The sequence below is a fragment of the Kocuria varians genome (assembly GCF_006539885.1).
Lineage (GTDB): Bacteria > Actinomycetota > Actinomycetes > Actinomycetales > Micrococcaceae > Kocuria > Kocuria varians.
Window position 1 is genome coordinate 108651 of the sequence record NZ_BJNW01000002.1, and the last position, 22443, is coordinate 131093.

20 protein-coding genes and 2 riboswitches are annotated in these 22443 nt (G+C 71.4%); of the genes, 17 read left to right on the forward strand and 3 right to left on the reverse strand.

All coding sequences use genetic code 11. The features are described from left to right. Positions 1-129: 129 nt before the first annotated feature. The 8 genes from KVA01_RS01735 to KVA01_RS01770 all read left to right on the forward strand — a co-directional run bounded on the left by KVA01_RS01735 (position 130) and on the right by KVA01_RS01770 (position 8928). Entirely contained in the window at positions 130-1302 is a 1173-nt protein-coding gene (locus KVA01_RS01735; RefSeq protein ID WP_197461470.1) for a FecCD family ABC transporter permease, read from the forward strand. Beyond that, on the forward strand, positions 1299-2417 hold the full coding sequence (locus tag KVA01_RS01740) for a FecCD family ABC transporter permease (RefSeq protein WP_218023592.1): 1119 nt from the start codon (positions 1299-1301) through the stop codon (positions 2415-2417). Before KVA01_RS01735 ends, KVA01_RS01740 begins: the two co-directional genes overlap by 4 nt. Further along, the gene (locus KVA01_RS01745) at positions 2414-3190 is read left to right on the forward strand and encodes an ABC transporter ATP-binding protein (protein WP_068470385.1); all 777 of its coding nucleotides are present in this window, start codon (positions 2414-2416) and stop codon (positions 3188-3190) included. The genes KVA01_RS01740 and KVA01_RS01745 overlap by 4 nt, the downstream gene beginning before the upstream one ends. A 294-nt stretch (positions 3191-3484) precedes the next feature. Further along, positions 3485-4537, forward strand: a complete 1053-nt coding sequence (gene fepB, locus KVA01_RS01750; protein ID WP_068470387.1) for a Fe2+-enterobactin ABC transporter substrate-binding protein — start codon at positions 3485-3487, stop codon at positions 4535-4537. Between the two features lie 208 nt (positions 4538-4745). After that, positions 4746-5003, forward strand: a complete 258-nt coding sequence (gene purS / locus KVA01_RS01755; protein WP_068470389.1) for a phosphoribosylformylglycinamidine synthase subunit PurS — start codon at positions 4746-4748, stop codon at positions 5001-5003. Between the two features lie 2 nt (positions 5004-5005). Then, positions 5006-5797, forward strand: a complete 792-nt coding sequence (gene purQ / locus KVA01_RS01760; protein WP_068470391.1) for a phosphoribosylformylglycinamidine synthase subunit PurQ — start codon at positions 5006-5008, stop codon at positions 5795-5797. 155 nt (positions 5798-5952) lie between these two features. Then, positions 5953-8250 carry a phosphoribosylformylglycinamidine synthase subunit PurL gene (gene purL / locus KVA01_RS01765; protein ID WP_068470392.1) on the forward strand — a complete coding sequence of 766 codons (2298 nt, stop codon included), beginning with the start codon at positions 5953-5955 and terminating at the stop codon, positions 8248-8250. 138 nt (positions 8251-8388) lie between these two features. Next, positions 8389-8928 (forward strand): GNAT family N-acetyltransferase, encoded by a 540-nt coding sequence (locus tag KVA01_RS01770; protein ID WP_068470394.1) that lies wholly within the window; start codon positions 8389-8391, stop codon positions 8926-8928. 32 nt (positions 8929-8960) lie between these two features. On the opposite strand, the gene KVA01_RS01775 is transcribed toward KVA01_RS01770, so the two are convergent. Further along, on the reverse strand, positions 8961-10025 hold the full coding sequence (locus KVA01_RS01775; protein ID WP_068470397.1) for an alcohol dehydrogenase: 1065 nt from the start codon (positions 10023-10025) through the stop codon (positions 8961-8963). A 111-nt stretch (positions 10026-10136) separates the two neighbouring features. On the opposite strand from KVA01_RS01775, the gene KVA01_RS01780 reads away from it, so the two are divergent. Continuing rightward, a complete protein-coding gene (locus tag KVA01_RS01780; RefSeq protein ID WP_068470399.1) occupies positions 10137-10682 on the forward strand; it encodes a DinB family protein in 546 nt (181 codons plus the stop codon). A 21-nt stretch (positions 10683-10703) separates the two neighbouring features. On the opposite strand, the gene KVA01_RS01785 is transcribed toward KVA01_RS01780, so the two are convergent. Both KVA01_RS01785 and KVA01_RS01790 read right to left on the reverse strand, forming a co-directional pair. Next, complete coding sequence (locus tag KVA01_RS01785; RefSeq protein WP_068470401.1) at positions 10704-11375, reverse strand: class I SAM-dependent methyltransferase; 672 nt, start codon at positions 11373-11375, stop codon at positions 10704-10706. A 136-nt stretch (positions 11376-11511) separates the two neighbouring features. Continuing rightward, on the reverse strand, positions 11512-12918 hold the full coding sequence (locus KVA01_RS01790; protein ID WP_141268652.1) for an LLM class flavin-dependent oxidoreductase: 1407 nt from the start codon (positions 12916-12918) through the stop codon (positions 11512-11514). 85 nt (positions 12919-13003) lie between these two features. Beyond that, a riboswitch (SAM riboswitch) is annotated at positions 13004-13118 on the reverse strand. A 140-nt stretch (positions 13119-13258) separates the two neighbouring features. Next, positions 13259-13350: riboswitch (SAM riboswitch) on the forward strand. Between the two features lie 7 nt (positions 13351-13357). On the opposite strand from KVA01_RS01790, the gene KVA01_RS01795 reads away from it, so the two are divergent. From KVA01_RS01795 to KVA01_RS01830, 8 genes are all read left to right on the forward strand, one after another. Further along, complete coding sequence (locus tag KVA01_RS01795; protein ID WP_068470404.1) at positions 13358-14161, forward strand: ABC transporter ATP-binding protein; 804 nt, start codon at positions 13358-13360, stop codon at positions 14159-14161. 3 nt (positions 14162-14164) lie between these two features. Then, complete coding sequence (locus tag KVA01_RS01800; protein WP_068470407.1) at positions 14165-15211, forward strand: aliphatic sulfonate ABC transporter substrate-binding protein; 1047 nt, start codon at positions 14165-14167, stop codon at positions 15209-15211. Continuing rightward, on the forward strand, positions 15208-16125 hold the full coding sequence (locus tag KVA01_RS01805; RefSeq protein ID WP_141268654.1) for an ABC transporter permease: 918 nt from the start codon (positions 15208-15210) through the stop codon (positions 16123-16125). The genes KVA01_RS01800 and KVA01_RS01805 overlap by 4 nt, the downstream gene beginning before the upstream one ends. A gap of 137 nt (positions 16126-16262) precedes the next feature. After that, on the forward strand, positions 16263-18392 hold the full coding sequence (locus tag KVA01_RS01810) for an AMP-binding protein (RefSeq protein ID WP_141268656.1): 2130 nt from the start codon (positions 16263-16265) through the stop codon (positions 18390-18392). Positions 18393-18461: 69 nt separating this feature from the next. Beyond that, on the forward strand, positions 18462-19412 hold the full coding sequence (locus KVA01_RS01815; protein ID WP_141268658.1) for a succinate dehydrogenase/fumarate reductase transmembrane subunit: 951 nt from the start codon (positions 18462-18464) through the stop codon (positions 19410-19412). Next, entirely contained in the window at positions 19412-20128 is a 717-nt protein-coding gene (locus KVA01_RS01820; protein ID WP_068470432.1) for a 2Fe-2S iron-sulfur cluster-binding protein, read from the forward strand. The genes KVA01_RS01815 and KVA01_RS01820 overlap by 1 nt, the downstream gene beginning before the upstream one ends. A gap of 272 nt (positions 20129-20400) precedes the next feature. Further along, positions 20401-21828, forward strand: a complete 1428-nt coding sequence (locus KVA01_RS01825) for an O-acetylhomoserine aminocarboxypropyltransferase/cysteine synthase family protein (protein WP_068470434.1) — start codon at positions 20401-20403, stop codon at positions 21826-21828. After that, a complete protein-coding gene (locus tag KVA01_RS01830) occupies positions 21825-22316 on the forward strand; it encodes a CoA-binding protein (protein ID WP_141268660.1) in 492 nt (163 codons plus the stop codon). The genes KVA01_RS01825 and KVA01_RS01830 overlap by 4 nt, the downstream gene beginning before the upstream one ends. The last annotated feature ends 127 nt before the right edge of the window (positions 22317-22443 follow it).

Sequence of the window (22443 nt, forward strand, 5' to 3'; positions counted from 1 at the left end):
GCCACCGAGCCACCAACCCACCGCGTCAGTCGACGACCACGTACCGGTGCTCGCGACGCCGCACGGCCCGCACCCCGATGCATGCCCCCGCGCTTTTGCCGGACAGTAAGGTGTGCCTATCCTTGCTGGGTGACTTCGCGCCCATCGGCCACGGCCGACGTCCCCGCTGCCCCAGCACCGGTCCCACCGGCCACGAGCCCGCCCCGGGACGTCTCCGCCGAGGGTTCCTCCTCCGCGCACGAGGCGCCGCTGCCCGCCCGCCGGCGCCGCGGCGTCGTCGTCTGGCTGCCGCTCCTGCTCCTGGCCGTGATCGCGGGCCTCTCTCTGCTGAGCCTGCTCGTGGGCGGGCGCCTGAACACCCTGGCCGAGGGGTGGCAGCGGATCCCGGGCGCCTTCGTGTACGCCTTCGCGCACGACCGGCTGACCCCTGCACAGAGCGGCGACGACCTCGTGACCGTGATGGGGCTGCTGCGCCTGCCGCGCACCCTGGTGGCGCTGCTCGTGGGGGCCGCGCTCGGCATGGCCGGGACCGTGATCCAGGGCCACACCCGCAACCCGCTGACCGACCCCGGCATCCTGGGCATCAACGCCGGTGCCGCCGCCGCAGTGGTGCTCGCCATCGTGTGGGGCTGGGCCAGCACCCCCCTGGGCTACGTGTGGCCCGCGCTGATCGGCTGCGCGCTCGTGACCGCCGCCGTGTTCACCCTGTCCTCGACCGGCTCCACCGCGGCCAACCCCCTGAGCATCATCCTGGCGGGTGCGGCGCTGTCCGCGATCCTCATGGCCGTGGTCAACGCGCTCGTGCTCTCCGACCAGAACACCCTGGACCGCATGCGTCAGTGGGCCACCGGCTCGGTCTCCGGCGTGAACCTAGAGGTCGCCGCCGCCACCGCCCCGTTCGTCCTGGTGGGGACCGTGCTGGCCCTGGCCCAGGGCCCGGGGCTGAACCTGCTGGCCCTCGGTGAGTCCGTGGCCGAGTCGCTCGGCCTGGGCGTGACCCGTCAGCGCGTGCTGGGCCTGCTGGCCGTGGCCCTTCTGGGCGGCGCCGCCACGGCCGCAGCCGGACCCGTCGCCTTCATCGGCCTCGCCGCCCCGCACATGGTGCGCGGCCTGCTGGGCCCCGACTACCGCCTGCTGATCCCCTTCTCCGCGCTGCTCGGTGCCGCACTGGCCCTCGGCGCGGACGTCCTCGGCCGGATCATCGGCCGCCCGGGCGAGCTGCAGATGGGCATCGTGATGGCGCTCGTGGGCGTGCCGTTCTTCGTGCTGCTCATCCGGCGGGGGAAGGTGACCTCCCTGTGACGCGCACAGAGACCGCACCCCGCACCCGGGTGCACACGACCGCCACGGACCTCGGTCTGTCCGCCCTCCGCCTCGGCCCCTTCTCCGTGGTGTTCAGCCTGCGCCGGTTCTTCGTGGCGCTCTCGCTCGTGCTGCTGTGCGGACTGGCGTTCACGCTGGGCATCGGCATGGGTGACTACCAGCTGAGCGTCCCGGACGTGCTGCGCACGCTCTTCGGCGGCGGCAGCCGCATCGAGGAGACAGTGGTCTTCACATGGCGCATGAGCCGGGCCGTGATCGGCCTGCTCGTGGGCGGGGCTCTGGCCTTCGCCGGCGCCCTGACACAGTCCGTGGCCCGCAACCCGCTCGCGAGCCCGGACGTCCTCGGCATCACCAACGGCGCCTCGACCGCCGCCGTCTTCGTGATCACCGCCTCCGGCGGGACCGGGATCGTGGCCGCGGTCGCCGGCTTCGGCCAGGACACCCTGGGCGTCCCCCTGGTCTCCGTGATCGGCTCGACCCTCACCGCCGTGGCGGTGTGGTTCATCGCGGGCAAGGACCGCGACTCCATGATCCGCCTGGTGCTGATCGGTGTGGGCGTCTCCATGTTCCTGGGCGCGATCTCCACGTGGTTGATGGCCACCACGAGCGTGGACCAGGCGGCCACCGCCAAGCTGTGGCTCACCGGCTCCCTCAACGGCCGCGGCTGGGAGCAGGCGTGGCCCGTGATGGCGTGCCTGCTCGTGGCGGTCGCGTTCGCCGGGTGGCTCTCCTTCCGCCTGGACGCCCTGGCGCTCGGCCCGGAGGTCGCCCAGGTCCTGGGCCACGGGATCCGCGCCGCACAGGCCGTGCAGCTGCTCACGGGCGTGGTGCTCGTGGCCGTGGCGGTCTCCGCCGCCGGGCCCGTGCCGTTCGTGGCCTTCGTGGCACCGCAGATCGCCCAGCGCCTGGCCGGCTCCGCGACCCCGCCGCTGCTGTGCTCCGCGCTCAGTGGTGCCCTGCTCGTCTCCGCGGCGGACCTGCTCGCCCGCACCATCCTGCCCTGGGAGCTGCCCGTGGGCATCGTCACCGCGTTCTGCGGCGCTCCCGTTCTGATCTACCTGGTCGTGCAGACCAACCGAAAGGCCAGCGCATGAGCCCCGCCCGTCTCACCGCCCGCTCGCTGACCGTGGGCTACGGCCAGGAACCCGTGCTCTCCGACCTGGACCTGGACGTCCCGTCCGGTGCGGTGACGGCTCTGATCGGCCCCAACGGCTGCGGCAAGTCCACCCTGCTGAAGTCCCTGTGCGGCCTGCTGCCCTACGAGGGCACGGTGGAGCTCGAGGGCAAGAACCTCGGCGGCATCCGCAGGACCGACCGCGCCCGGCGCCTGACCATGCTGCCGCAGGCGCCGGTGGCCCCGGAAGGGCTGACCGTTGCGGGACTCGTGGCGCGCGGCCGCCACCCCTACCAGTCGTGGATGAGCCGGTGGTCCGCCCAGGACGAGCAGGAGGTCCGCCGCGCGCTGCAGGCCACGGGGCTCTCGCACCTGGGCACCCGGCCCATCGCGGCCCTGTCCGGCGGGCAGCGCCAGCGCGTGTGGATCGCCATGGCGCTCGCTCAGGACACGCCCACGCTGCTGCTGGACGAGCCCACCACGTACCTGGACCTGGCCTACAGCATCGAGGTGCTGGGGCTGGTGCGCCGGCTGCAGACCGAGCGCGGCAAGACCGTGGTCATGGTGCTGCACGACCTCAACCTGGCCATCCGCTTCGCGGACCACCTGGTGGTGCTGGGCGACGGCGCCGTGGCGGCTCAGGGCTCCCCTGCGGAGGTCGTCTCCTCAGAGCTGCTGGACGACGTCTTCGGCCTGGACGCCATGGTCGTGCCGGACCCCGTCACCGACGGCCCACTGATCGTCCCGCGCTGACGCGCCCCGCAGAGCCACCGCAGTTCCGGCGCGGTGCCGGACCGCACCGCTGTGCCGGACCGCACCGCTGTGCCGGACCGCACCGCTGTGCCGGACCGGGCGCGGGGCCCGGGGCGGCACGCCGCTGCGCCGCCCGAGGCCGCCCGAGACCGCCCCGCCGTGAAATGCAGTGTCACGTTCCGCGTGTCCCCTGTCAGCAGAAGATTAGGTTAGCCTAAGCTGAGCATCAGGCTTGTCGATTAGGCCCGCCGATTCGATTTGCAGGACCCAGTCCCCATCTCACGGAGGAAGCTCGTGACCTCACAGACATCCACCCTGCGCCGCCTCTTCGCGGCCCTCGTCGTCGGCCTCGTGGCCGTCTTCGCCCTCACCGCGTGCGGCGGCGGTTCCAAGGACTCGTCCTCGGACTCCAGCGCCTCGGCCTCCGCGTCCAGCTCGGACGAGACCTGGCCCAAGACCGTCAAGGACGACAACGACAAGGAGGTGAAGCTGGAGGCCAAGCCCGAGAAGATCGTGTCCACCTCCGTGACGCTCACGGGTTCGCTGCTCGCCATCGACGCCCCGGTGATCGCCTCCGGCGGCACCTCGGCCAACACCTCGATCTCCGACGACAAGGGCTTCTTCACCCAGTGGAGCGACCAGGCCAAGGAGAAGAACGTCAAGTCCCTCTACACCGGTGACCCCAGCGCGGAGAAGATCCTCGCCGAGAAGCCGGATCTGATCATCGTCTCCAAGAGCGGTGCGGACTCCGCCATGGACGTCTACGACCAGCTCAAGGACACGGACGTCCCCGTCTACGTCATGGACTACAGCGACAAGGACTGGCAGGAGGTCGCCCAGACGCTGGGTGACATCACCGGCAACAAGCAGAAGGCCGACGACGTCGTCAAGACGTTCGACGAGCGTGTCAACGAGGTCAAGGACAACATCAAGCAGCCCGAGCAGCCCGTGACCGGCATGGTCTACAACGCCGGCTCCTTCAAGGACGACTCCGGCGCCAACATCTGGACCTCCGACTCCGCCCAGGGCAAGCTCCTCGAGCAGCTCGGCTTCAAGCTGGCAGACGTCCCCGGGGACGCCGTGGACACGAACTCCCAGATGGGCAAGCGCAGCGACATCAAGCCCATCACCGGCGAGAACCTGTCCAAGGCCGCGACCGGCAAGACGGTCTTCCTCTTCGCCTCCGACGACAAGGGCGTGGACACGTACCTGAAGGACAGCCTGGTGGCCAACACCGAGGCCGTGAAGAACAAGGCCGTGTACGCCCTGGGCCAGGACTCGTTCCGCCTGGACTACTACTCCTCCAACAACGTGCTCGACAAGATCGAGTCGCAGCTGAAGAAGTAGTCGCACCCCGGGTCCTCACGACCCACTGCGCACCGACGCCCCGCGCGCCCGGATCTCCGGGCCCGCGGGGCGTTTCGCACCGCGGCGCCCGGTAGACTGGCCGGGCAAGCTCGCGGAGCGGGTCCCACACCTCGGTGCGGAACCCGTGAGACGGCACCCGAACCGGCACTCTCCGCGCCCACCCTTCGCACCGCGTACAGGAGCGCCGATGCCCCGCATCATTGTTGACGTCATGCCCAAGCCCGAGATCCTCGACCCGCAGGGCAAGGCGATCGCGAACGAACTTCCCCGCATCGGCCTGACCGGCTTCACGGAGGTCCGCCAGGGCCGCCGCTTCGAGCTCACCGTGGCCGGTGAGGTCACGGACGAGGTCCTGGCCCAGGCCCGCGAGGCCGCGGAGAAGCTGCTGTCCAACCCGGTGATCGAGGACGTGGTCAACGTCTCCGAGCTGGCCGAGGAGAACTGAGCGTGGCGCAGCACCTCACCGCCGAGCAGACCCCGCTGATCGCGGACCTCGAGGGCTCCGCCCCGGACCCGCGGCTCGTCGGCGTCCGCGTGGGCGTGGTGACCTTCCCGGGCACGCTGGACGACCGCGACGCCGCTCGCGCCGTGGACCTCGCCGGCGGCACCTCCGTGCCACTGTGGTACGCGGACGAGAACCTGCAGGACGTGGACGCCGTGATCCTGCCGGGTGGCTTCTCCTACGGGGACTACCTGCGCGCCGGCGCGATCGCCCGCTTCGCTCCGCTGATGGCCAAGATCGTCGACGCCGCCAACGCCACGGACGGGCTGCCCGTGCTCGGCATCTGCAACGGCTTCCAGGTCCTCACGGAGGCGCACCTGCTGCCCGGGTCCATGATCAAGAACGAGCAGCTGAAGTTCATCTGCCGCGACCAGACGCTGCGCGTGGAGAACGCCGAGACCGCCTGGACCTCGCGCTTCACCGCCGGCCAGGAGATCGTGGTGCCGCTGAAGAACCAGGACGGCCAGTACGTTGCTGACCAGCGCACCCTGGACGAGCTCGAGGCCGAGCACCGCGTGGTGTTCCGCTACGTGGGCGGCAACCCGAACGGCTCGCGCAACGACATCGCCGGGATCACCAACGCCCAGGGCAACGTGGTGGGGCTCATGCCGCACCCGGAGCACGCCGTGGAACCGGGCTTCGGCGCGGACCTCTCCGGCGCCGGCACCGTGGGCATGCGCGAGGGCACGGACGGCCTGGACGTGTTCGTCTCCGTCCTGGAGCGCCTGACCGCATGAGCCCGCGCGCGGCACGAGGCCACGCGGCGTCGTCGTCGGGAATCCCCGAGCGGCACCGCGGCCCGCGTGCCCCGCCCCAGCAACCACCCCGCCCCGCGTGAGGGCCCGCACGGCGCCGCACGCACCATCGTTCACACAAGGGACCCGCACACGTCATGAGCGAAACGCACTTCAACCTGGACACCGTCGAGCACGCCGCCTCGACCCCGGACACCGACCTCCCGTGGGCGGAACTGGGCCTCTCGGAGACCGAGTTCGAGCGCATCAAGGACATCCTGGGCCGCCGCCCCACCGCCGCGGAGCTGGCCATGTACTCGGTGATGTGGTCCGAGCACTGCTCCTACAAGTCCTCCAAGGTGCACCTGAGCCAGTTCGGCGAGAAGGTCACGGACGAGATGCGCAAGAACCTGATGGTGGGCATCGGAGAGAACGCCGGCGTCACGGACATCGGTGACGGCTGGGCCGTGACCTTCAAGATCGAGTCCCACAACCACCCGTCCTACGTGGAGCCCTACCAGGGCGCCGCCACGGGCGTGGGCGGGATCGTGCGCGACATCATCTCCATGGGAGCGCGTCCCGTGGCCGTGATGGACCCGCTGCGCTTCGGCGCGATCGACCACCCGGACACCCAGCGCGTGGTGCACGGCATCGTGGCCGGCGTGGGCGGCTACGGCAACTCGCTGGGGCTGCCGAACATCGGCGGCGAGGTCGAGTTCGACCCCTGCTACCAGGGCAACCCGCTGGTCAACGCCCTGGCCGTGGGCGTGATGCGCCACGAGGACATCCGCCTGGCCAACGCCTCCGGCACGGGCAACAAGGTCGTGCTCTTCGGGGCGCGCACCGGCGGTGACGGCATCGGCGGCGCCTCGGTGCTCGCGTCCGAGTCCTTCGACGACTCCAAGCCCTCCAAGCGCCCGGCCGTGCAGGTGGGGGACCCGTTCGCGGAGAAGGTGCTCATCGAGTGCTGCCTGGAGCTGTTCAAGGGCTCGCTCGTGGAGGGCATCCAGGACCTGGGCGCGGCGGGCATCTCGTGCGCCACGTCCGAGCTGGCCTCCAACGGGGACGGCGGCATGCGCGTGGACCTCACCAAGGTGCTGCTGCGGGACCCCTCCCTCACGCCGGGCGAGATCCTGATGTCCGAGTCCCAGGAGCGCATGATGGCCGTGGTGACCCCGGAGAAGGTCGAGGCCTTCGAAGCGGTCATGTCCAAGTGGGACGTGGAGTACTCGTGGATCGGCGAGGTCACGGACACCGGCCGGCTGGTCATCGACTACCAGGGCGAGGTGATCGTGGACGTGGATCCGCGCACCGTGGCCCACGACGGCCCGGTCTACGAGCGCCCCTTCGCGCGTCCGCAGACGCAGGACGCGCTGCAGCAGGCGCACTTCACGGGTTCACCCAAGGACGCCGCGCGCCCCTCCGGCGCCGAGCTCGGCCCGGCCCTGCTGGAGCTCATGGCCTCCCCGAACCTGTGCTCCAAGAACTGGGTCACGAGCCAGTACGACCGCTACGTGCAGGGCAACACCGCCATGGCCATGCCGGACGACGCCGGCGTGGTGCGCGTGGACGAGACCACCAACCTGGGCGTGGCGCTGTCCACGGACGCGAACGGCCGCTACACCCGTCTGGACCCGTACAACGGCGCCCGGCTGGCCCTCGCGCAGGCGTACCGCAACGTGGCGACCGCCGGGGCACGCCCCGTGGCCGTCTCGGACTGCCTGAACTTCGGCTCCCCGGAGGACCCGGACGTGATGTGGCAGTTCGCGGAGGCCGTGCGCGGTCTCTCGGACGGCTGCCAGGAGATGGGCGTGCCCGTGACCGGCGGCAACGTCTCGCTCTACAACCAGACCGGGGGCGTGGCCATCAACCCCACCCCGGTGGTCGCGATGATGGGCGTGCTGGACGACGTCACCCGCCGCACCCCCTCCGGGTGGCGCGAGGACGGGCAGGCCATCTACCTGCTGGGCTCCACCGCGGACGAGCTGGACGGCTCCGAGTGGGCGCGGGTGCGCGGCCACCTGGGCGGCACGCCCCCGCGGGTGGACCTGCAGAAGGAGCGCGTGCTCGGCGACATGCTCATCAACATGTCCCGGGACGGCATGATCGACGCCGCCCACGACGTCGCCGAGGGTGGGCTCGCCGCCACGCTCGCGGAGATGGCGCTGCGCTTCGGCGTGGGCGCACGGATCGGGCTGGGAGAGGTGGCCGAGCGCGACGGGGTGGATCTGTTCACGCAGCTGTTCTCCGAGTCCCAGGGCCGCGTGGTCGTGGCCGTGCCGCGCACCGAGGAGGTGCGCTTCAGCGACATGTGCACCGTGCGCCACTACCCGTTCGCCCGGATCGGCGTGGTGGACGCCGTGAGCGGCACCCTGGACTTCCAGGGCGAGTTCGCCGTGTCGCTGGACGAGCTGCGGGAGGCCCACGAGTCCACGCTGCCCCGCCACTTCGGCTGAGGCGGCACCGGCGAGTCGAGGCCCGGCCCCGAGGACGGGGGCCGGGCCTCGGTTTCCAGGGGCCGAGTCCTGGAACCGGGTCCTCGGCTCGGGCCCCGGGTCCCACACCGTGTGGGACGCAACCTTTATGGTGTGGGCATGATGGACGGACTGCCGGAACAGGAGATGCCCCGGCCGCTGCGCACCGGGCGCCTGGAGCTGCGGCCGCTGACCCGTGACGAGCTCGAGGCCGTGGCGGCCGGCCGGGCACTGCCCCACTTCGCCGAGGGGTTCCCCTCCCCCGCGGACCGGGACTGGGCGCGCGGCGCGATCGAGGCCGGGGGCCACTTCTTCACCGAGTCGCCGTACTCGCGCTACGCGGCCGTGGAGCTCGCCTCCGGGGAGGTCGTGGGCACGGGCGGCTTCTCGGCCCCGCCCATGAACGGCGAGCTGGAGATCGAGGGCTCCGTGGCGGCGAGCCGCCGGGGCCGGGGGCTCGCCGCGGAGGGGCTGCGCGCCGTCGTCGCCCGGGCCTTCGAGGACCCGCGGGTGCTCGCCGTGCACGCCTCTGTGCCCCCGGTACCGGCCGACGACGACGCCGCGGGCCCCGAGCCCGCGCGCCGGGTCCTGCTGGGCGCAGGGTTCACCCCGTCCCCCTCCGAGGGCGTCGAGGACGTCTACCGCCTCCCCCGCCCCTGACGCGGCGTCGTCGTGCCGTGGTCCCCGGGAACTCAGGAGGAGACGAGCACCGCGCGGCCGTTGAGGTTGCGGTTTCGCAGACCGTCCAGGGCGGTGTTGACCTCGTCCGCCGTGAGAGGGACCTCCCGGATGGGCGGCCGGGGCAGGTCCACGTCCTGCGCGAGCTGCACGAGTTCCTTGAGCTCGGGCAGGCTGCCCACGAAGTTGCCGCGGATGTTCAGCAGGTTGAACGCCGTGAGGGCTGTGGGGAAGCGGTACTGGCCGCCGAACAGGCCCACACTCACGAGCGTGCCGCCGTTGGCCATGGCGAACAGAGCCGCGGTGGAGGTGTCCCCGTTGTTGACCAGGTCGATGGCGGCCGCGAACTTCCCGCCGCCCGCCTCGACGATGTCCTGCACGAGGTTCTCGCCGCCCACCTGCACCGTGGCGGAGGCACCCACGCCGGCGGCGTTCTCGAGCGCGGCCTCACTCATGTCCACGGCCACGATGTTCTCGTGGCCCAGGGCCTTGAGCACCGCGACGGTCATCAGACCCACGCCGCCGGCGCCGATCACGGCCACGGGCTGGTCCGCGGGCAGCGGCGTGATCTTCTGCACCGCGGAGTAGGAGGTCAGGCCGGAGCACGCGAGGGTCGCGCCGAAGGACGGGTCGATGTCACCGAGCGGCACCAGGTAGCGCTCGTCCGGCACGTGCACCTCCTCCGCGTAGCCGCCGCGGCGCTGCACGGAGAGGTTGCGCTTCGCCCCGCTGCAGTAGTTCTCGCGGTCCTCCCGGCAGGCCTGGCACTCGCCGCAGCCGATCCACGGGAAGACGATGAACTTGGTGTCCCCGGGCTGGACGGTGGCGTCCGGGCCGGCCGCGACCACCTCACCCACGATCTCGTGGCCCAGCACCACGGGGTACTGCGCACCGGCGGCGGTCAGCTCGTAGTGGCCGGCGTCCCCGAGGTCGAAGTACCCGTCCTGGCAGTGCACGTCCGAGTGGCACACCCCCGAGTTGGTCACCCGGACCAGGACCTCTGCGCCGGCCAGCTCGGGGTGCTCCACCTCCATCTCCACCGCCGGGGCTCCGGGCTCCACATGGGCAAAAATCTTCATGGCCACTCCTTCGTAGCAGTTGCACAGCGCGACCCGAGATGTGAGCCACGACACCACTGTAGGCCTCGGTGTGGCAGTTGCCAGCGGATGACAGGGCATAGTGTGAGCCGCATGACATCACCCACCGTGGACGAGCACGACCGGCCGGAACCGCCCCAGGTCGCAGACGAGATCGCCACCCTCTTCGGATTCCTGGACCACCTGCGCGCGACGATCCGGTGGAAGACAAACGGGCTGAGCACCGAGCAGCTGCACAGCACTCCGCTGTCCACCACCATGACCCTGGGCGGAATGCTCAAGCACCTGGCCTACGTGGAGGACCACTGGTTCTGCCACGTGCTCACCGGCCGTGAGCGGTGCTCCCCGTGGGACTCCGTGGAGTGGCAGAAGGACCCCGACTGGGACTGGAACACGGCGACCGAGGACGACGCCGCAGACCTCCGGGCCCTGTGGAGCACCGCCGTGGACACCTCCCGTCGGCAGTGGGACCTCTTCGCTGCGGAGCACACCAGTCCCCTGGACGCCCCGGTGGAGCGCCCGGTCCGCGGGGACATGAACGCCCGGTGGATCATCACCCACATGGTGGAGGAGTACGCCCGCCACTGCGGCCACGCGGACCTGCTGCGCGAGGCGACCGATGGGATGACGGGCGACTGAGCGGGTGAGCCTCCCCGCCCCTCACTCCACCCGGCACCCGCAGCTCGCCGGGTCCTGAGGGATCTCCGCGTGGCTGCGCACGGCCAGGAGGTGGCACTCCGGAAAGCGGTGGTCCGCGTCCGGACGGCTGATGCTGCGCCAGACCTCCGCGAACCCTGCGCGCATGAGGTGGTCGGACATCACCTCCGGGTGCCAGCGCCAGGCGGGGGCCACCGCGTGGTCGAAGGACACGACCGCCCGGCCGCCGTCCATCGCCTGGAACGAGACCATGACCACGCCGCCCTCGGGCATCCGCTCCGCCCAGGACTCGAGCACCCCGGGGACCCGTTCGGGCGGTACGTGGATCAGGCTGAAGCGCGCGAGCACACCGGCGAGGACGTGACCCTCGGCGAGCGCGGTCCACTGACCGGCGTCCGGGCCGGTGACCTGGAAGGGCACGTCCGGGTGGCTCGCCCGCGCGATTCCCACCATGGCCTCCGAGGGGTCCACGCCCGCGACGGGCAGCCCCGCCCCGCGCAGCACGGCGGTCACGTGCCCGGTGCCGCACCCCACGTCCACGACCTGCCCGGTCACCCCGGGCTCCTTCACGGAGTCGACGAACGCCCCCACCGCATGACGCTCCAACGGGGTCTGGAAGGGCTCGGGGAAAGCACGCTCGTAGTCCGCGGCCACGCTGTCGTATCCGGGTTGCATGCCTCAACGCTCACACACGCCCCGCCCCGACTCAACATCCCGGGACAGGACGGGGGCGACGACGCCGCGGCGCCCGGGTGCGGGCCCGCGAGGAGTCGCGCTGCGGCGTCGTCGTCGCCACTCCCGCGCGGTGCGGTCAGCGCGAGCTGGCCGTGGCCACGGAGCTCGCCCCGGCGAACGCCCCGCGGTAGGCGGCCGCCGGGTGGGTCTCCTTGACCCGGTCCTGGCCGGCGCCGTAGAGGGACTCGCGCAGGGTGGAGCCCTCGTACTCGGTGCGGTAGCGGCCGCGGGCCTGCAGCTCGGGAACCACGTACTCCACGAAGTCCTCGAACGAGCCGGGGCTCACGTGGTAGGCCAGGTTGATGCCGTCCAGGCCGCCCTCGTCCACCCAGCGCTCCAGCTCGTCCGCCACGGTGGACGGAGAGCCCACGATTACGGCGCCCATCCCGCCCAGGGCGCAGTGCTTGGCGATCTCCTCGCGCGTCCACCGCTTGTCCTTCGCCTGGAGGGTGAACGGGGTGAGGAAGGACTGGATGGAGTCGGTCTTGATGTAGTTCAGGGCCTCGTCCTCCGGGAACTGGGAGAGGTCCACGCCGGACCAGCCGCCGATGATCGCCTGGGACGCCTCCAGGTCCACGTACTGCAGGTAGTCACGGTACTTCTCCCCGGCCTCCTCATCCGTGTCCGCGACCACCACGGAGAGCATCGCGTAGATCTTCACGTCCTCCGGGTCCCGGCCCTGGGCCTGCGCCTGCTCGCGGATCTTGTCCGTCATGTACCGGGTGAGGTCCGGGCGGGTGCCGCCGATGAACACCGCCTCCGCGTGCCGCCCGGCGAACGCCTGCCCGCGCGAGGACGCACCCGCCTGGAAGATCAGCGGCGTGCGCTGCGGGGACGGCTCGGTCAGCCCGGCCCCGGGAACCGTGAAGTGTTCGCCGGCGTGACGGATGGGGTGCACCTTGGTGGGGTCCGCGTAGACCCCGGATTCGCGGTCCTTCACCACGGCGTCGTCCTCCCACGAGCCCTCCCAGAGCTTGTAGCACACGTCCAGGAACTCCTCCGCGATCTCGTAGCGCTGGTCGTGCTCGATCTGGCGCGGCAGCCCCTGGTTCTCAGCGGCGGAGGGCAGGTAGGAGGTGACCACGTTGAAGCCCACGCGCCCGCGCGTGAGGTGGTCCAGCGTGGCGAACTTCCGGGCGAGAGTGTAGGGCTGCTCGTAGGTCACCGCGCTCGTGACGCCGAAGCCCAGGTGCTCCGTCACGGCGGCCATGGCCGAGACCTGCATGAACGGGTCGTTGACCGGGACCTGCGCGCCGTCCCGCACGGCCGGTGCCGCGGAGTTGCGGTAGATGTCGTAGATCCCGACGACGTCCGCCAGGAAGAGTGCGTCGAACTTCCCCTTCTCCAGCAGCCGGGCCAGATTCGTCCAGTACTCGAGCGTGTTGTACTCGGTGGCCCGGGACCGCGGGTGCCGCCACAGGCCAAAGCTCTGGTGGTCCACACAGGTCATGTCAAATGCGTTGACGGAGATCCGCTTGCTCATGTGCCGGTTCCTTGAAGTTGACGCAACCCCGCACCCCGTGCACCGCCCGCGGCGGCCATCTGCGGGTCCAGCGCGCGCGTGTGCGGCGCCGTACTTGCCGCATGCGGTGTGCCATGCGGCCCGATCCTCACCTGGGGCACCCCGCTACGGGAGAGGGTTGCCGTCCGACAAGCCAGGGCTGAACGTCGGAACTCGTGATCGTCTCGATCCAGAGTCTAACCACGCTCCCCCAGCAGGCGAAGCTCCACGTGACGCCGCGTGACCCCGCGCACCACCGATCCCCGTGGGCTGTCTCACACCGACTTGCATCACCGCTCCGGGCAACCGTTGAATGAGGGCGTTCCCATCCGGAGCGGCTGAGAGACCTGGCTCGTCGACGTCGCAGCAACCGGCCCCACGCGGGCAAGGTGCTAATGCCAGGAACGATGGAGTTGATGAGTTGCGTCATGTCCTCACACGCCCGGACACCGCCCTCGACGCCGCGGCGGTCTCGTTCGAGAACCTGGGCAAGTCCTTCCCCTCCCGCGACGGTCGGTACGAGCAGCCCGTCCTGACGGACGTCTCCTTCCGGGTCGAGCCAGGAGAGATCGTCACCGTCCTGGGCCCCTCGGGCTGCGGGAAGTCGACGCTGCTGCGCGCGGTGGGCGGCCTCAGCGCCCCCACGTCCGGCGCGGTACGGATCGACGACGACGTCGTCTCCGGGATCGACCCGCGCTGCGCCGTCGGCTTTCAGGAGCCGCGGCTGCTGCCCTGGCGCACGATCACGAAGAACGTGGAACTCGGCCTGCCCGCGAGAACCCCGAGCGGCACTGGCCGACGCCGGGTGGCCGAGCTGCTGGATCTCGTGGAGCTGACCCACCACGCGGGCCACCGCCCCGGAGAGGTCTCGGGCGGCATGGCGCAGCGCGCGTCGCTGGCCCGTGCGCTGGCCCGCAACCCCCGGGTGCTGCTGCTGGACGAACCTTTCGGCGCGCTGGACGCCCTCACCCGGATCCGCATGCAGGACCTCCTGCTGCAGGTGCACCGGGCGGATCCTACAACGGTCCTGATGGTCACGCACGACGTCGAGGAGGCGCTCGTCCTCTCCGACCGCGTGGTCGTCCTGACCCGAGAGACCCCCACGAGCCCGGCCACGGTGGCGGAGGTGCTCGCCCCGGATCTGGCCCGCCCGCGCTCCCGGGACGACACCCGCCTCACCGCCATGCGCACCCACCTGCTGCGCCTGCTCGGTGTGGAGCGCTGAGGGGTGCCCGTCGTCTCACGCCGGGGCGTGCTGCGTGCCGCCGCCCTCTCCTCCCTGGCGCTGCCGTTGAGCGGCTGCGTCATGGCCGGGGAGGGCCCCGGACGCGGCGTGGCCGGCGGCTCCGCGGACGAGATCTACCTGGACTACGCCACGTACAACCCGCTGTCACTGATCATCAAGTCCAAGGGGTGGCTCGAGAAGGTTGCCGCCGAGCACGGCCAGAGCGTCACCTGGGTCTACTCGGCCGGGTCGAACAAGGCGAACGAGTCCCTGCGCGCGGGCGTGGTCGATGTCGGCTCCACCGCCGGCTCGGCCGCGCTGCTGGCACGGGCCAACGGCTCCCCGATCAAGACCATCAGCCTCTTCTCCCAGCCCGAGTGGTCTGCCCTGGTGCGCACGGCGGCCTCGCCCGTGCGCGCCGTCGCTGACCTCGCAGGCAAGAGCGTGGCCGTCACCAAGGGGACGGACCCCTACTTCTTCCTGCTGCAGTCCCTGAAGGCTGCGGGGATGAGCGCGGAGGACGTCACCGTGACGAACCTCCAGCACGCGGACGGGCGCACGGCCCTGGACTCCGGCCGGGTGGACGCCTGGTCCGGGCTGGACCCGATCATGGCGGCGTCCGAGCAGAACGGCGACGTGCTGTTCCACCGCAAACTCGAGTACAACACCTACGGCTTCCTCAACGTCCGCGAGGTCTTCCTGCGGCTGAACCCCACCGGCGCCCAGGACGTGGTGAACACCTACGCCTACGCCCGCTCCTGGGCGGCGCGGCACCGTGACGAGGGGATCGAGGTCCTCGCGGAAGCGGCGAAGATCGACCTCGACACCGCCACCCGTGTGTGGCACCGCACCCACCTGGACATCGACCCCGTCCCCGGCGAGAAGCAGCTCGCCGTGCTGCGGGAGGTGGGCCCGATCCTCGTCGACTCGGGGGACGTGCCCTCGCAGCAGGATGTGGACGACGCCCTCGCGGGGATTGTCGAGCAGCACTACGCACAGAGCGCGGACGCCGACGCCGCGGCCCGGGCCATCGAAGGGAACGCCCCATGAGCACGCACTCCACCTCCGGAAACACGACCCTGGACGAGGTGACCGGCGAACCCCTCGGCGGCGCGAACGCGAGCACGGTGCCCGCCGCCGAGCACAAAGGCTCCGGTCCGCTGCCCCCACGACGTCGACGGGCAGGTTCCGTGCCGCGCACCCGGCTCACGGTCGCCCTGCTCGGACTGGTGCTGCCCGTCCTGCTGCTGCTCGTGTGGCACCTCCTGTCCACGAACGGCTTCTACTCCCCTGTGCAGCTCCCGCAGCCCTCGGCCGTCCTCGGCGCCGGGTGGGAGCTGCTGCGCAGCGGTGACCTGTGGGTGCACGTGGGGATCTCCACCCAGCGCGTGGTCGTAGGATTCATGCTCGGCAGCGCCCTGGGCCTCGCCGTCGGCGCCCTGGTGGGACTCTCCCCGTGGGCGCGGATCCTCGCCGGGCCCACCGTCGGAGCCCTGCGCGCGGTACCGTCCCTGGCCTGGGTTCCGCTGCTGCTGCTGTGGATCGGGATTGGGGAGAACTCCAAGGTGACCCTGGTGGCCATCGGCGCGTTCTTCCCCGTGTACACCACGGTCTCCGCGGCGCTGCAGCACGTGGACGGGCAGATCGTCGAGGCGGCCCGCTCGTTCGGCATCCGGGGCGTCCGCCTGTTCACCACCGTGCAGCTGCCCGCCGTGCTGCCCGCCGTGATCTCCGGGCTGCGTCTCGCGCTGGCCCAGGCGTGGCTGTTCCTCGTGGCCGCCGAGCTGCTCGGCTCCTCCATGGGGCTCGGATTTCTGCTCACCGACTCGCAGAACAACGGTCGCACGGACCGGCTCCTGCTCGCGATCGTGCTGCTCGCCGTGCTGGGCAAGCTGACAGATGCGCTGATCGGGGTCTTCGAGCGCTGGACGCAGCACCGGTGGGGCTCGGCCCCCGCCACCTGAGCCCGGTTTCTTGTCCGGGCGGCGTCGGCACCCGACGACGACGCCCGCACCCCTGAGCACGCCACCCACCCGAGGCGCGAGCCCCACGGCCGCCGCCCCCCTGACCTCCGACGGACCATGAACCAGGAGACACCACGATGACCGCGTTCGCATACACGGACCCCCACGCCCCCACCCCGAACCCCGCGCTCATCTCGGACGAGGCGCGGATCGAGTTCTGGGCGGAGCAGGCCGGCCGGCTGGACTGGGCCGAGCCGTGGCACACGACCCACCGCTTCGAGAAGCCGCGGCGCACCGGGGAGGACGAGGACGGCAATCCCACCTACACGGTCCCGGAGATCGCGTGGTTCGAGGGCGGGAAGCTCAACGTCTCCTACAACTGCGTGGACCGTCACGTGGCGGCGGGCCGGGGCAACCACGTTGCCCTGTACTTCGAGGGCGAGCCCGGGGACCGCGCGGTCTACACGTACGCGGACCTGCAGCGCGAGGTCAGCCGAGCCGCCAACGCGCTGCTCGATCTGGGCGTGGGGCAGGGGGACCGCGTGGTCATCTACCTGCCGGTGATCCCCGAGACCGTGATCATCACCCTGGCGTGCGCGCGGATCGGCGCCGTGCACTCGCTGGTGTTCGGCGGCTTCTCCGCGGAGGCGCTGAAGTTCCGCGTGGAGGACACGGGAGCCAAGGTCCTGGTGACCACGGACGGGCAGAACCGGCGCGGTGTCGTCGTCCCCGTGAAGGCCGCCGCGGACGAAGCGTGCAGCGGCGAGAACGCGATCGAGCACGTGGTCGTGGTGCGCCGCACCTCCCGCCCCGGCCGCACGGACCTGCCGCGCGGCACCCGCGGCCTGCGCTCCAAGGACCAGGAGCTCGTGCCGTGGACGCCCGTGCGGGACGTGTGGTGGCACGAGCTGACCGCCCGCGCCTCGGACGTCCACGAGCCGCTCGCGTTCGACGCCGAGACCCCGCTGTTCATCATCTACACGTCCGGGACCACAGGGAAGCCCAAGGGCCTGGTCCACACCATGGGCGGATATCTGGTCCAGACCGCATATACCCACGCGCTCATGTTCGACCTCCTCCCGGACGTCCCGGACGCGGACGGCGTGCTGCGCCCGGACGAGCTCTCCGCCGTGAACGACTCCGCCAAGGTGGACTCGACCGTCCACTGGTGCACCGCGGACCTCGCGTGGGTCACCGCGCACACGTACGAGATCTACGGGCCCCTGGTCAACGGCGTGTCCGAGGTGATCTACGAGGGCACCCCCAACACGCCGGACTACGGCCGGCACTTCGAGGTCATCGAGCGCTACGGCGTGACCAACTACTACACTGCGCCCACCCTGATCCGCGCGCTCATGGGCGCGTTCCCCAGGGGCCTGCCGCCGGTCTACAACCTCTCGTCCATCCGCCTGCTCGGCTCCGTGGGCGAGTCCATCAACCCCGAGGCGTGGCGCTGGCTGCGCGCGCAGGTGGGCCGGGACGAGGTGCCCTTCGTGGACACGTGGTGGCAGTCCGAGACGGGTTCGTGCGTGGCCTCGCCGCGACCGCACGACCCGCAGTTCGCGCCTCCCGGCACGTTCGACGACGCCGCCCCGCGCACCTCCCCGAAGCCCGGTTGCGTCACGCGCGCGGTCCCGGGGGTCTCGCTGCGCGTGGTGGACGAGGATGGCACGGAGGTCGCCCCGGGGCTGCAGGGCTTCGCGGTGGTGGACAAGATCGGCCCGTCCATGGCGCGAACGGTGTGGAAGGACCCGCAGCGCTTCCTCAGCTCCTACTGGGCGGCGTACGGCGAGCGCGGCTGGTTCCTCGCCGGGGACGGCGCCCGCGCGGACGAGGAGGGGGACCTCTACATCCTGGGGCGCGTGGACGACGTCATCAACGTGTCCGGGCACCGGCTGTCGACCATCGAGATCGAGTCCGCACTGGTGACCCACCCTCACGTGGTGGAAGCCGGCGCCACCCCGGTGACGGACGCGGTCACCGGTCACGCGGTGCTCGCGTACGTGGTGCTGACTCGCGCCGCGCTGGACCTGTCCCCGGAGGAGGTCCGCGACGAGCTGCGGGCGCACGTGGCCCGGGAGATCGGTCCGATCGCCAAGCCCCGGGAAGTCATCGCGGTGCCGGACCTGCCCAAGACCCGCTCCGGGAAGATCACCCGGCGCCTGCTGGGCCAGCTCTACGAGGGCGCGCCGCTGGGCGACCGCTCGTCGCTGCAGAACGAGGAGGCGCTCGACGCGATCGCGGCCGTCCTGGCCGCACGCAGGTAGCCGCGAGGCAATGACAGCGTGTGACCCCCGGAACTGAGCCACTGCGCAGGAGCTTCTAGGATGGAACCGATGAATCCCGCCACCCCCTCCTCACGAGAGCGCCCCACGCCGTCCGCCGCGGAACCCGCGGAGGACGACGCCGCCGACTCCCGTACCGTGTGGCAGCGCACCGTGGGGGCGGCGTCGAACCCGGACCTGAAGCTCGCGATGGCCGCCTCCGGGGCCGCGCTGAGCCTCTTCACCGTGGGGCACATGGCCGGGAACATACAGGTCTACCTGGGCCGGGAGCGGTTCAACGGCTACGCCCGCATGCTGCGCACCGCCGGTGCGCCGGTCCTGCCGCGCAACACCGTGCTGTGGGTGGCGCGCGTGGGACTGCTCGCGAGCGCCGGGGTGCACGTGGTCGCGGGGACCGAGCTGACGGTGCGCAGCATGCGCGCCGAGGGCCGCACGATTTCCGGGACGCTGCGCCAGGTCACGCGCGGGCTCGCCGCCCTCGCGGAGAGGGCGCCCTCGCTCCGCGGGCCCGGCGGAGCAGCGCAGGGGCGCTCCGCGGAGTACTGGAAGGCCCCGTTCGACGGCGCCTTCCTGCCCGGCACCCTCGACGCCCGTGGGCCGCGGCGTCGTCCCCGGGGCCGACGCCGCACACTCCCCCAGGTCGTCGCCCGCTCCATGCGCTCCACCGGCGCGGTGCTCGGCCTGTTCGTGACCTACCACGTGCTGGACCTCACCACGGGCACCCGCCCGGCCGCGACCCGTTCGTTCGAGCACGGGGACGCCTACGGGAACCTCGTCGCGAGCCTCTCCCGGCCCGTGACCGCGGCGTTCTACGCGGCGTCGATGGCCGCGCTGGCCGGGCACATGGTCCACGGCCTGCGCACCGCGGCCCTGGACACCGGACTCACCGGGACCGCGCAGCGCGTGCACCGGGTGGACGCGGCCGCGAAGGCCGTGGGCGCCGTCGTCGCCCTCGGCAACGTGAGTATTCCCGTGGCCGTACAGATCAAGGTGGTGCGCTGATGCTGCTCTCCGTCCACGTCTGGCGCCAGCCGGACGCCGAGGCCCCGGGCGGCTTCGAGACCGTCCATCCGGTGGAGGCGCGCGAGGACATGAGCATCCTCGAGCTGCTGGACGCCGTGAACGAGACCCTGCAGCGCCAGGGCGACGACCCCGTGAGCTTCGACGACGGCTGCCGCGAGGGCATCTGCGGCAAGTGCGGCGTGACCGTGGACGGCGTGCCGCACGGGCCGGACCGCAACAGGGCCTCGTGTATGCAGTCCCTGAACGCGTACCGGGACGGTGACGAGATCTTCATCGAGCCCATGCGCGCGGGCGCGCTGCCGGTGAAGAAGGACCTGGCCGTGGACAAGAAGTCCCTGCGCCGGGTCGCCAAGGAGGCCAAGTTCCCGGTGGCCATGAAGGCGCTGAACACCGCCGGGTGCATCAGCTGCGGTGCGTGCATCGCCGCGTGCCCCAACGGCTCCGGGCAGCTGTTCGTGGGCACCATGCTCAAGCACCTGCCGCCGCTGGCCAAGACCGCGGAGGAGCGGGACGAGCGCGCCGCCAAGGTCCTGGACGCCTCCGAACAGGAGTTCGGGCCGTGCTCGCTGCTGGGCGACTGCACGGAGGTGTGCCCCGCGGGGCTGCCGCTGCAGAACCTCAACTCGGTGACCCGGGAGAACCTGCACCGCCGCTTCCCGGACCGCTACCCAGCACCCGAGGGCCCCGAGCAGTAGTAGTCGCGCAGGAGCCACCGTGCAGGGACAGGCCCGCAGGAGCGGCCCGCAGACGCAGCCGCGCGGCGTCACACTGGTTTGTGGCCGCCCCTGGGAGCACCCCACAATGGGGACACCATCCCGAGCGGCCGAGAGACCTGGATCGACGACGCCGCAGCAACCCGCAGCGCCCGGCCGGCTGCACGGTGCTACCGCCAGGACCGATGGAGCGTTCGCACTCGCTGCAACAGTTTCACCGCGGGAGTCACTGCGCAGGCCGATCAGGAGGTTCCATGGCCGAGCACCAGTTCGGTTTCCGCACCCGGGCCCTGCACGCCGGAGGCACCCCGGACGCCGAGCACGGCGCCCGTTCCGTGCCGATCTACCAGACCAGCTCGTTCGTCTTCAAGGACGCGGACGACGCCGCCAACCTCTTCGCGCTGCAGAAGTACGGCAACATCTACTCGCGGATCGGCAACCCCACCGTGGCGGCATTGGAGGAGCGCATCGCGTCCCTCGAGGGCGGGATCGGCGCCGTGGCCACCGCGTCCGGCATGGCGGCGGAGTTCATCACGTTCGCCGCGCTGTGCGGGCAGGGCGACCACGTGGTGGCCTCCTCGCAGCTCTACGGCGGCACGGTCACCCAGCTGGACGTGACCCTGCGGCGCTTCGGCGTCGAGACCACCTTCGTGCCCGGCACGGACCCCGCGGACTACCGGGCCGCCATGACGGAGAGCACCAAGGCCGTGTACACGGAGCTCGTGGCGAACCCCTCGGGCGAGATCGCGGACCTGGAGGGCCTAGCGGAGGTCGCGCACGAGGCAGGTGTGCCGCTGATCGTGGACGCCACCCTGAACACCCCGTACCTGTGCCGCCCGTTCGAGCACGGCGCGGACATCGTCATCCACTCGGTCACCAAGTTCCTGGGCGGGCACGGCAACACCCTGGGCGGCGTGGTCGTGGAGTCCGGGCGCTTCGACTGGGGCAACGGCAAGTTCCCGGCCATGACCGAGCCGGTCCCCTCCTACAACAACGTCTCGTGGTGGGGGAACTTCGGCGAGTACGGCTTCCTCACCAAGCTGCGCTCCGAGCAGCTGCGGGACATCGGCCCCGCGCTGACCCCGCAGGCCGCGTGGAACCTACTGCAGGGCGTGGAGACGCTGCCCCAGCGCATGGACGCCCACGTGGGCAACGCGCGCGAGGTGGTGCGGTGGCTGAGCACCGACCCGCGCATCTCCTACGTGACCTACGCCGGGCTCCAGGACCACCCCCACCACGACCGCGCGCAGAAGTACCTGCCCCACGGGGTGGGCTCGGTCTTCGCGTTCGGCGTGGCCGGCACGGACGAGCTGAGCGGGCGTGAGGTGGGCGCACGGTTCATCAGCGCCCTGCAGCTGGCCTCCCACCTGGCCAACATCGGCGACGCCCGCACCCTCGTGCTGCACCCGGCCTCCACCACCCACCAGCAGCTGAGTTCGGAGCAGCTCGCCGCCGGTGGCGTGAAGGAGGACCTGATCCGCATCTCGGTGGGTCTCGAGGACCCGGCGGACATCATCTGGGACCTGGACCAGGCACTGACCGCGGCCAGCGGCGGGGACCGGGACGGCGGCGTCGTCGCCACCCCGCAGGCGGTCCGCGAGGACGCCGCCGGGCAGAGCCTGGACCAGGAGAACAGCGCCGCGGCCTGCGCCGTGGGCACGGACGAAGGAGGACGGGCATGAGCACCGCACGCACCTGGGTGGGCCCCAGCGCCCCCGAACGGCTCGGCATCCTGCGCGGCACCCGCTCCGTGGCGATCGTGGGCATGTCCAACAAGCCCTCGCGCGCGAGCTACTTCGTGGCCACCTACCTGCGCTCCTCGAGCCCGTACCGCGTGTACTTCGTGAACCCGGTGCTGGACGAGGTGCTGGGCGAGAAGGTCTACCCGTCCCTGGCGGCGCTGCCGGAGGTCCCGGACCTCGTGGACGTGTTCCGCAAGGACGCGGACCTGCCCGGCGTGGCCCAGGAGGCCGTGGACGTGGGCGCGAAGACCCTGTGGCTGCAGCTCGGCTCCTGGAACGAGGACGCCGCCGCGATCGCCGAGAACGCCGGGCTCGACGTGGTCATGGACCGCTGCGTGAAGATCGAGCACGCGCGCTTCCACGGCGGCCTGCACCTGGCCGGCTTCAACACCGGGGTGGTCTCCTCGAGGCGCCAGGTCCTGGCGTAGCTGCACCGTCCGCGGACGACGACGCCGCGGGGCCCGGTTCTGCCGCGCCCCGCGGCGTCGTGTTCCGGGGCCATTCCCCTGGGCGGGGCCGTGAGGCACGGCCGAGCGGGGCGCGTCCTCACCGCGG

Excerpts from the sequence above, each read along its gene's own strand:
- KVA01_RS01790 (WP_141268652.1), bottom strand. The coding sequence starts at position 12,918 with ATGAGCAAGCGGATCTCCGTCAACGCATTTGACATGACCTGTGTGGAC.
- KVA01_RS01780 (WP_068470399.1), top strand. The coding sequence starts at position 10,137 with ATGACATCACCCACCGTGGACGAGCACGACCGGCCGGAACCGCCCCAG.
- KVA01_RS01815 (WP_141268658.1), top strand. The coding sequence starts at position 18,462 with ATGAATCCCGCCACCCCCTCCTCACGAGAGCGCCCCACGCCGTCCGCC.
- KVA01_RS01810 (WP_141268656.1), top strand. The coding sequence starts at position 16,263 with ATGACCGCGTTCGCATACACGGACCCCCACGCCCCCACCCCGAACCCC.
- KVA01_RS01785 (WP_068470401.1), bottom strand. The coding sequence starts at position 11,375 with ATGCAACCCGGATACGACAGCGTGGCCGCGGACTACGAGCGTGCTTTC.
- KVA01_RS01770 (WP_068470394.1), top strand. The coding sequence starts at position 8,389 with ATGATGGACGGACTGCCGGAACAGGAGATGCCCCGGCCGCTGCGCACC.
- KVA01_RS01745 (WP_068470385.1), top strand. The coding sequence starts at position 2,414 with ATGAGCCCCGCCCGTCTCACCGCCCGCTCGCTGACCGTGGGCTACGGC.
- purS (WP_068470389.1), top strand. The coding sequence starts at position 4,746 with ATGCCCCGCATCATTGTTGACGTCATGCCCAAGCCCGAGATCCTCGAC.
- KVA01_RS01830 (WP_141268660.1), top strand. The coding sequence starts at position 21,825 with ATGAGCACCGCACGCACCTGGGTGGGCCCCAGCGCCCCCGAACGGCTC.
- KVA01_RS01825 (WP_068470434.1), top strand. The coding sequence starts at position 20,401 with ATGGCCGAGCACCAGTTCGGTTTCCGCACCCGGGCCCTGCACGCCGGA.
- KVA01_RS01805 (WP_141268654.1), top strand. The coding sequence starts at position 15,208 with ATGAGCACGCACTCCACCTCCGGAAACACGACCCTGGACGAGGTGACC.
- KVA01_RS01820 (WP_068470432.1), top strand. The coding sequence starts at position 19,412 with ATGCTGCTCTCCGTCCACGTCTGGCGCCAGCCGGACGCCGAGGCCCCG.
- purL (WP_068470392.1), top strand. The coding sequence starts at position 5,953 with ATGAGCGAAACGCACTTCAACCTGGACACCGTCGAGCACGCCGCCTCG.
- KVA01_RS01775 (WP_068470397.1), bottom strand. The coding sequence starts at position 10,025 with ATGAAGATTTTTGCCCATGTGGAGCCCGGAGCCCCGGCGGTGGAGATG.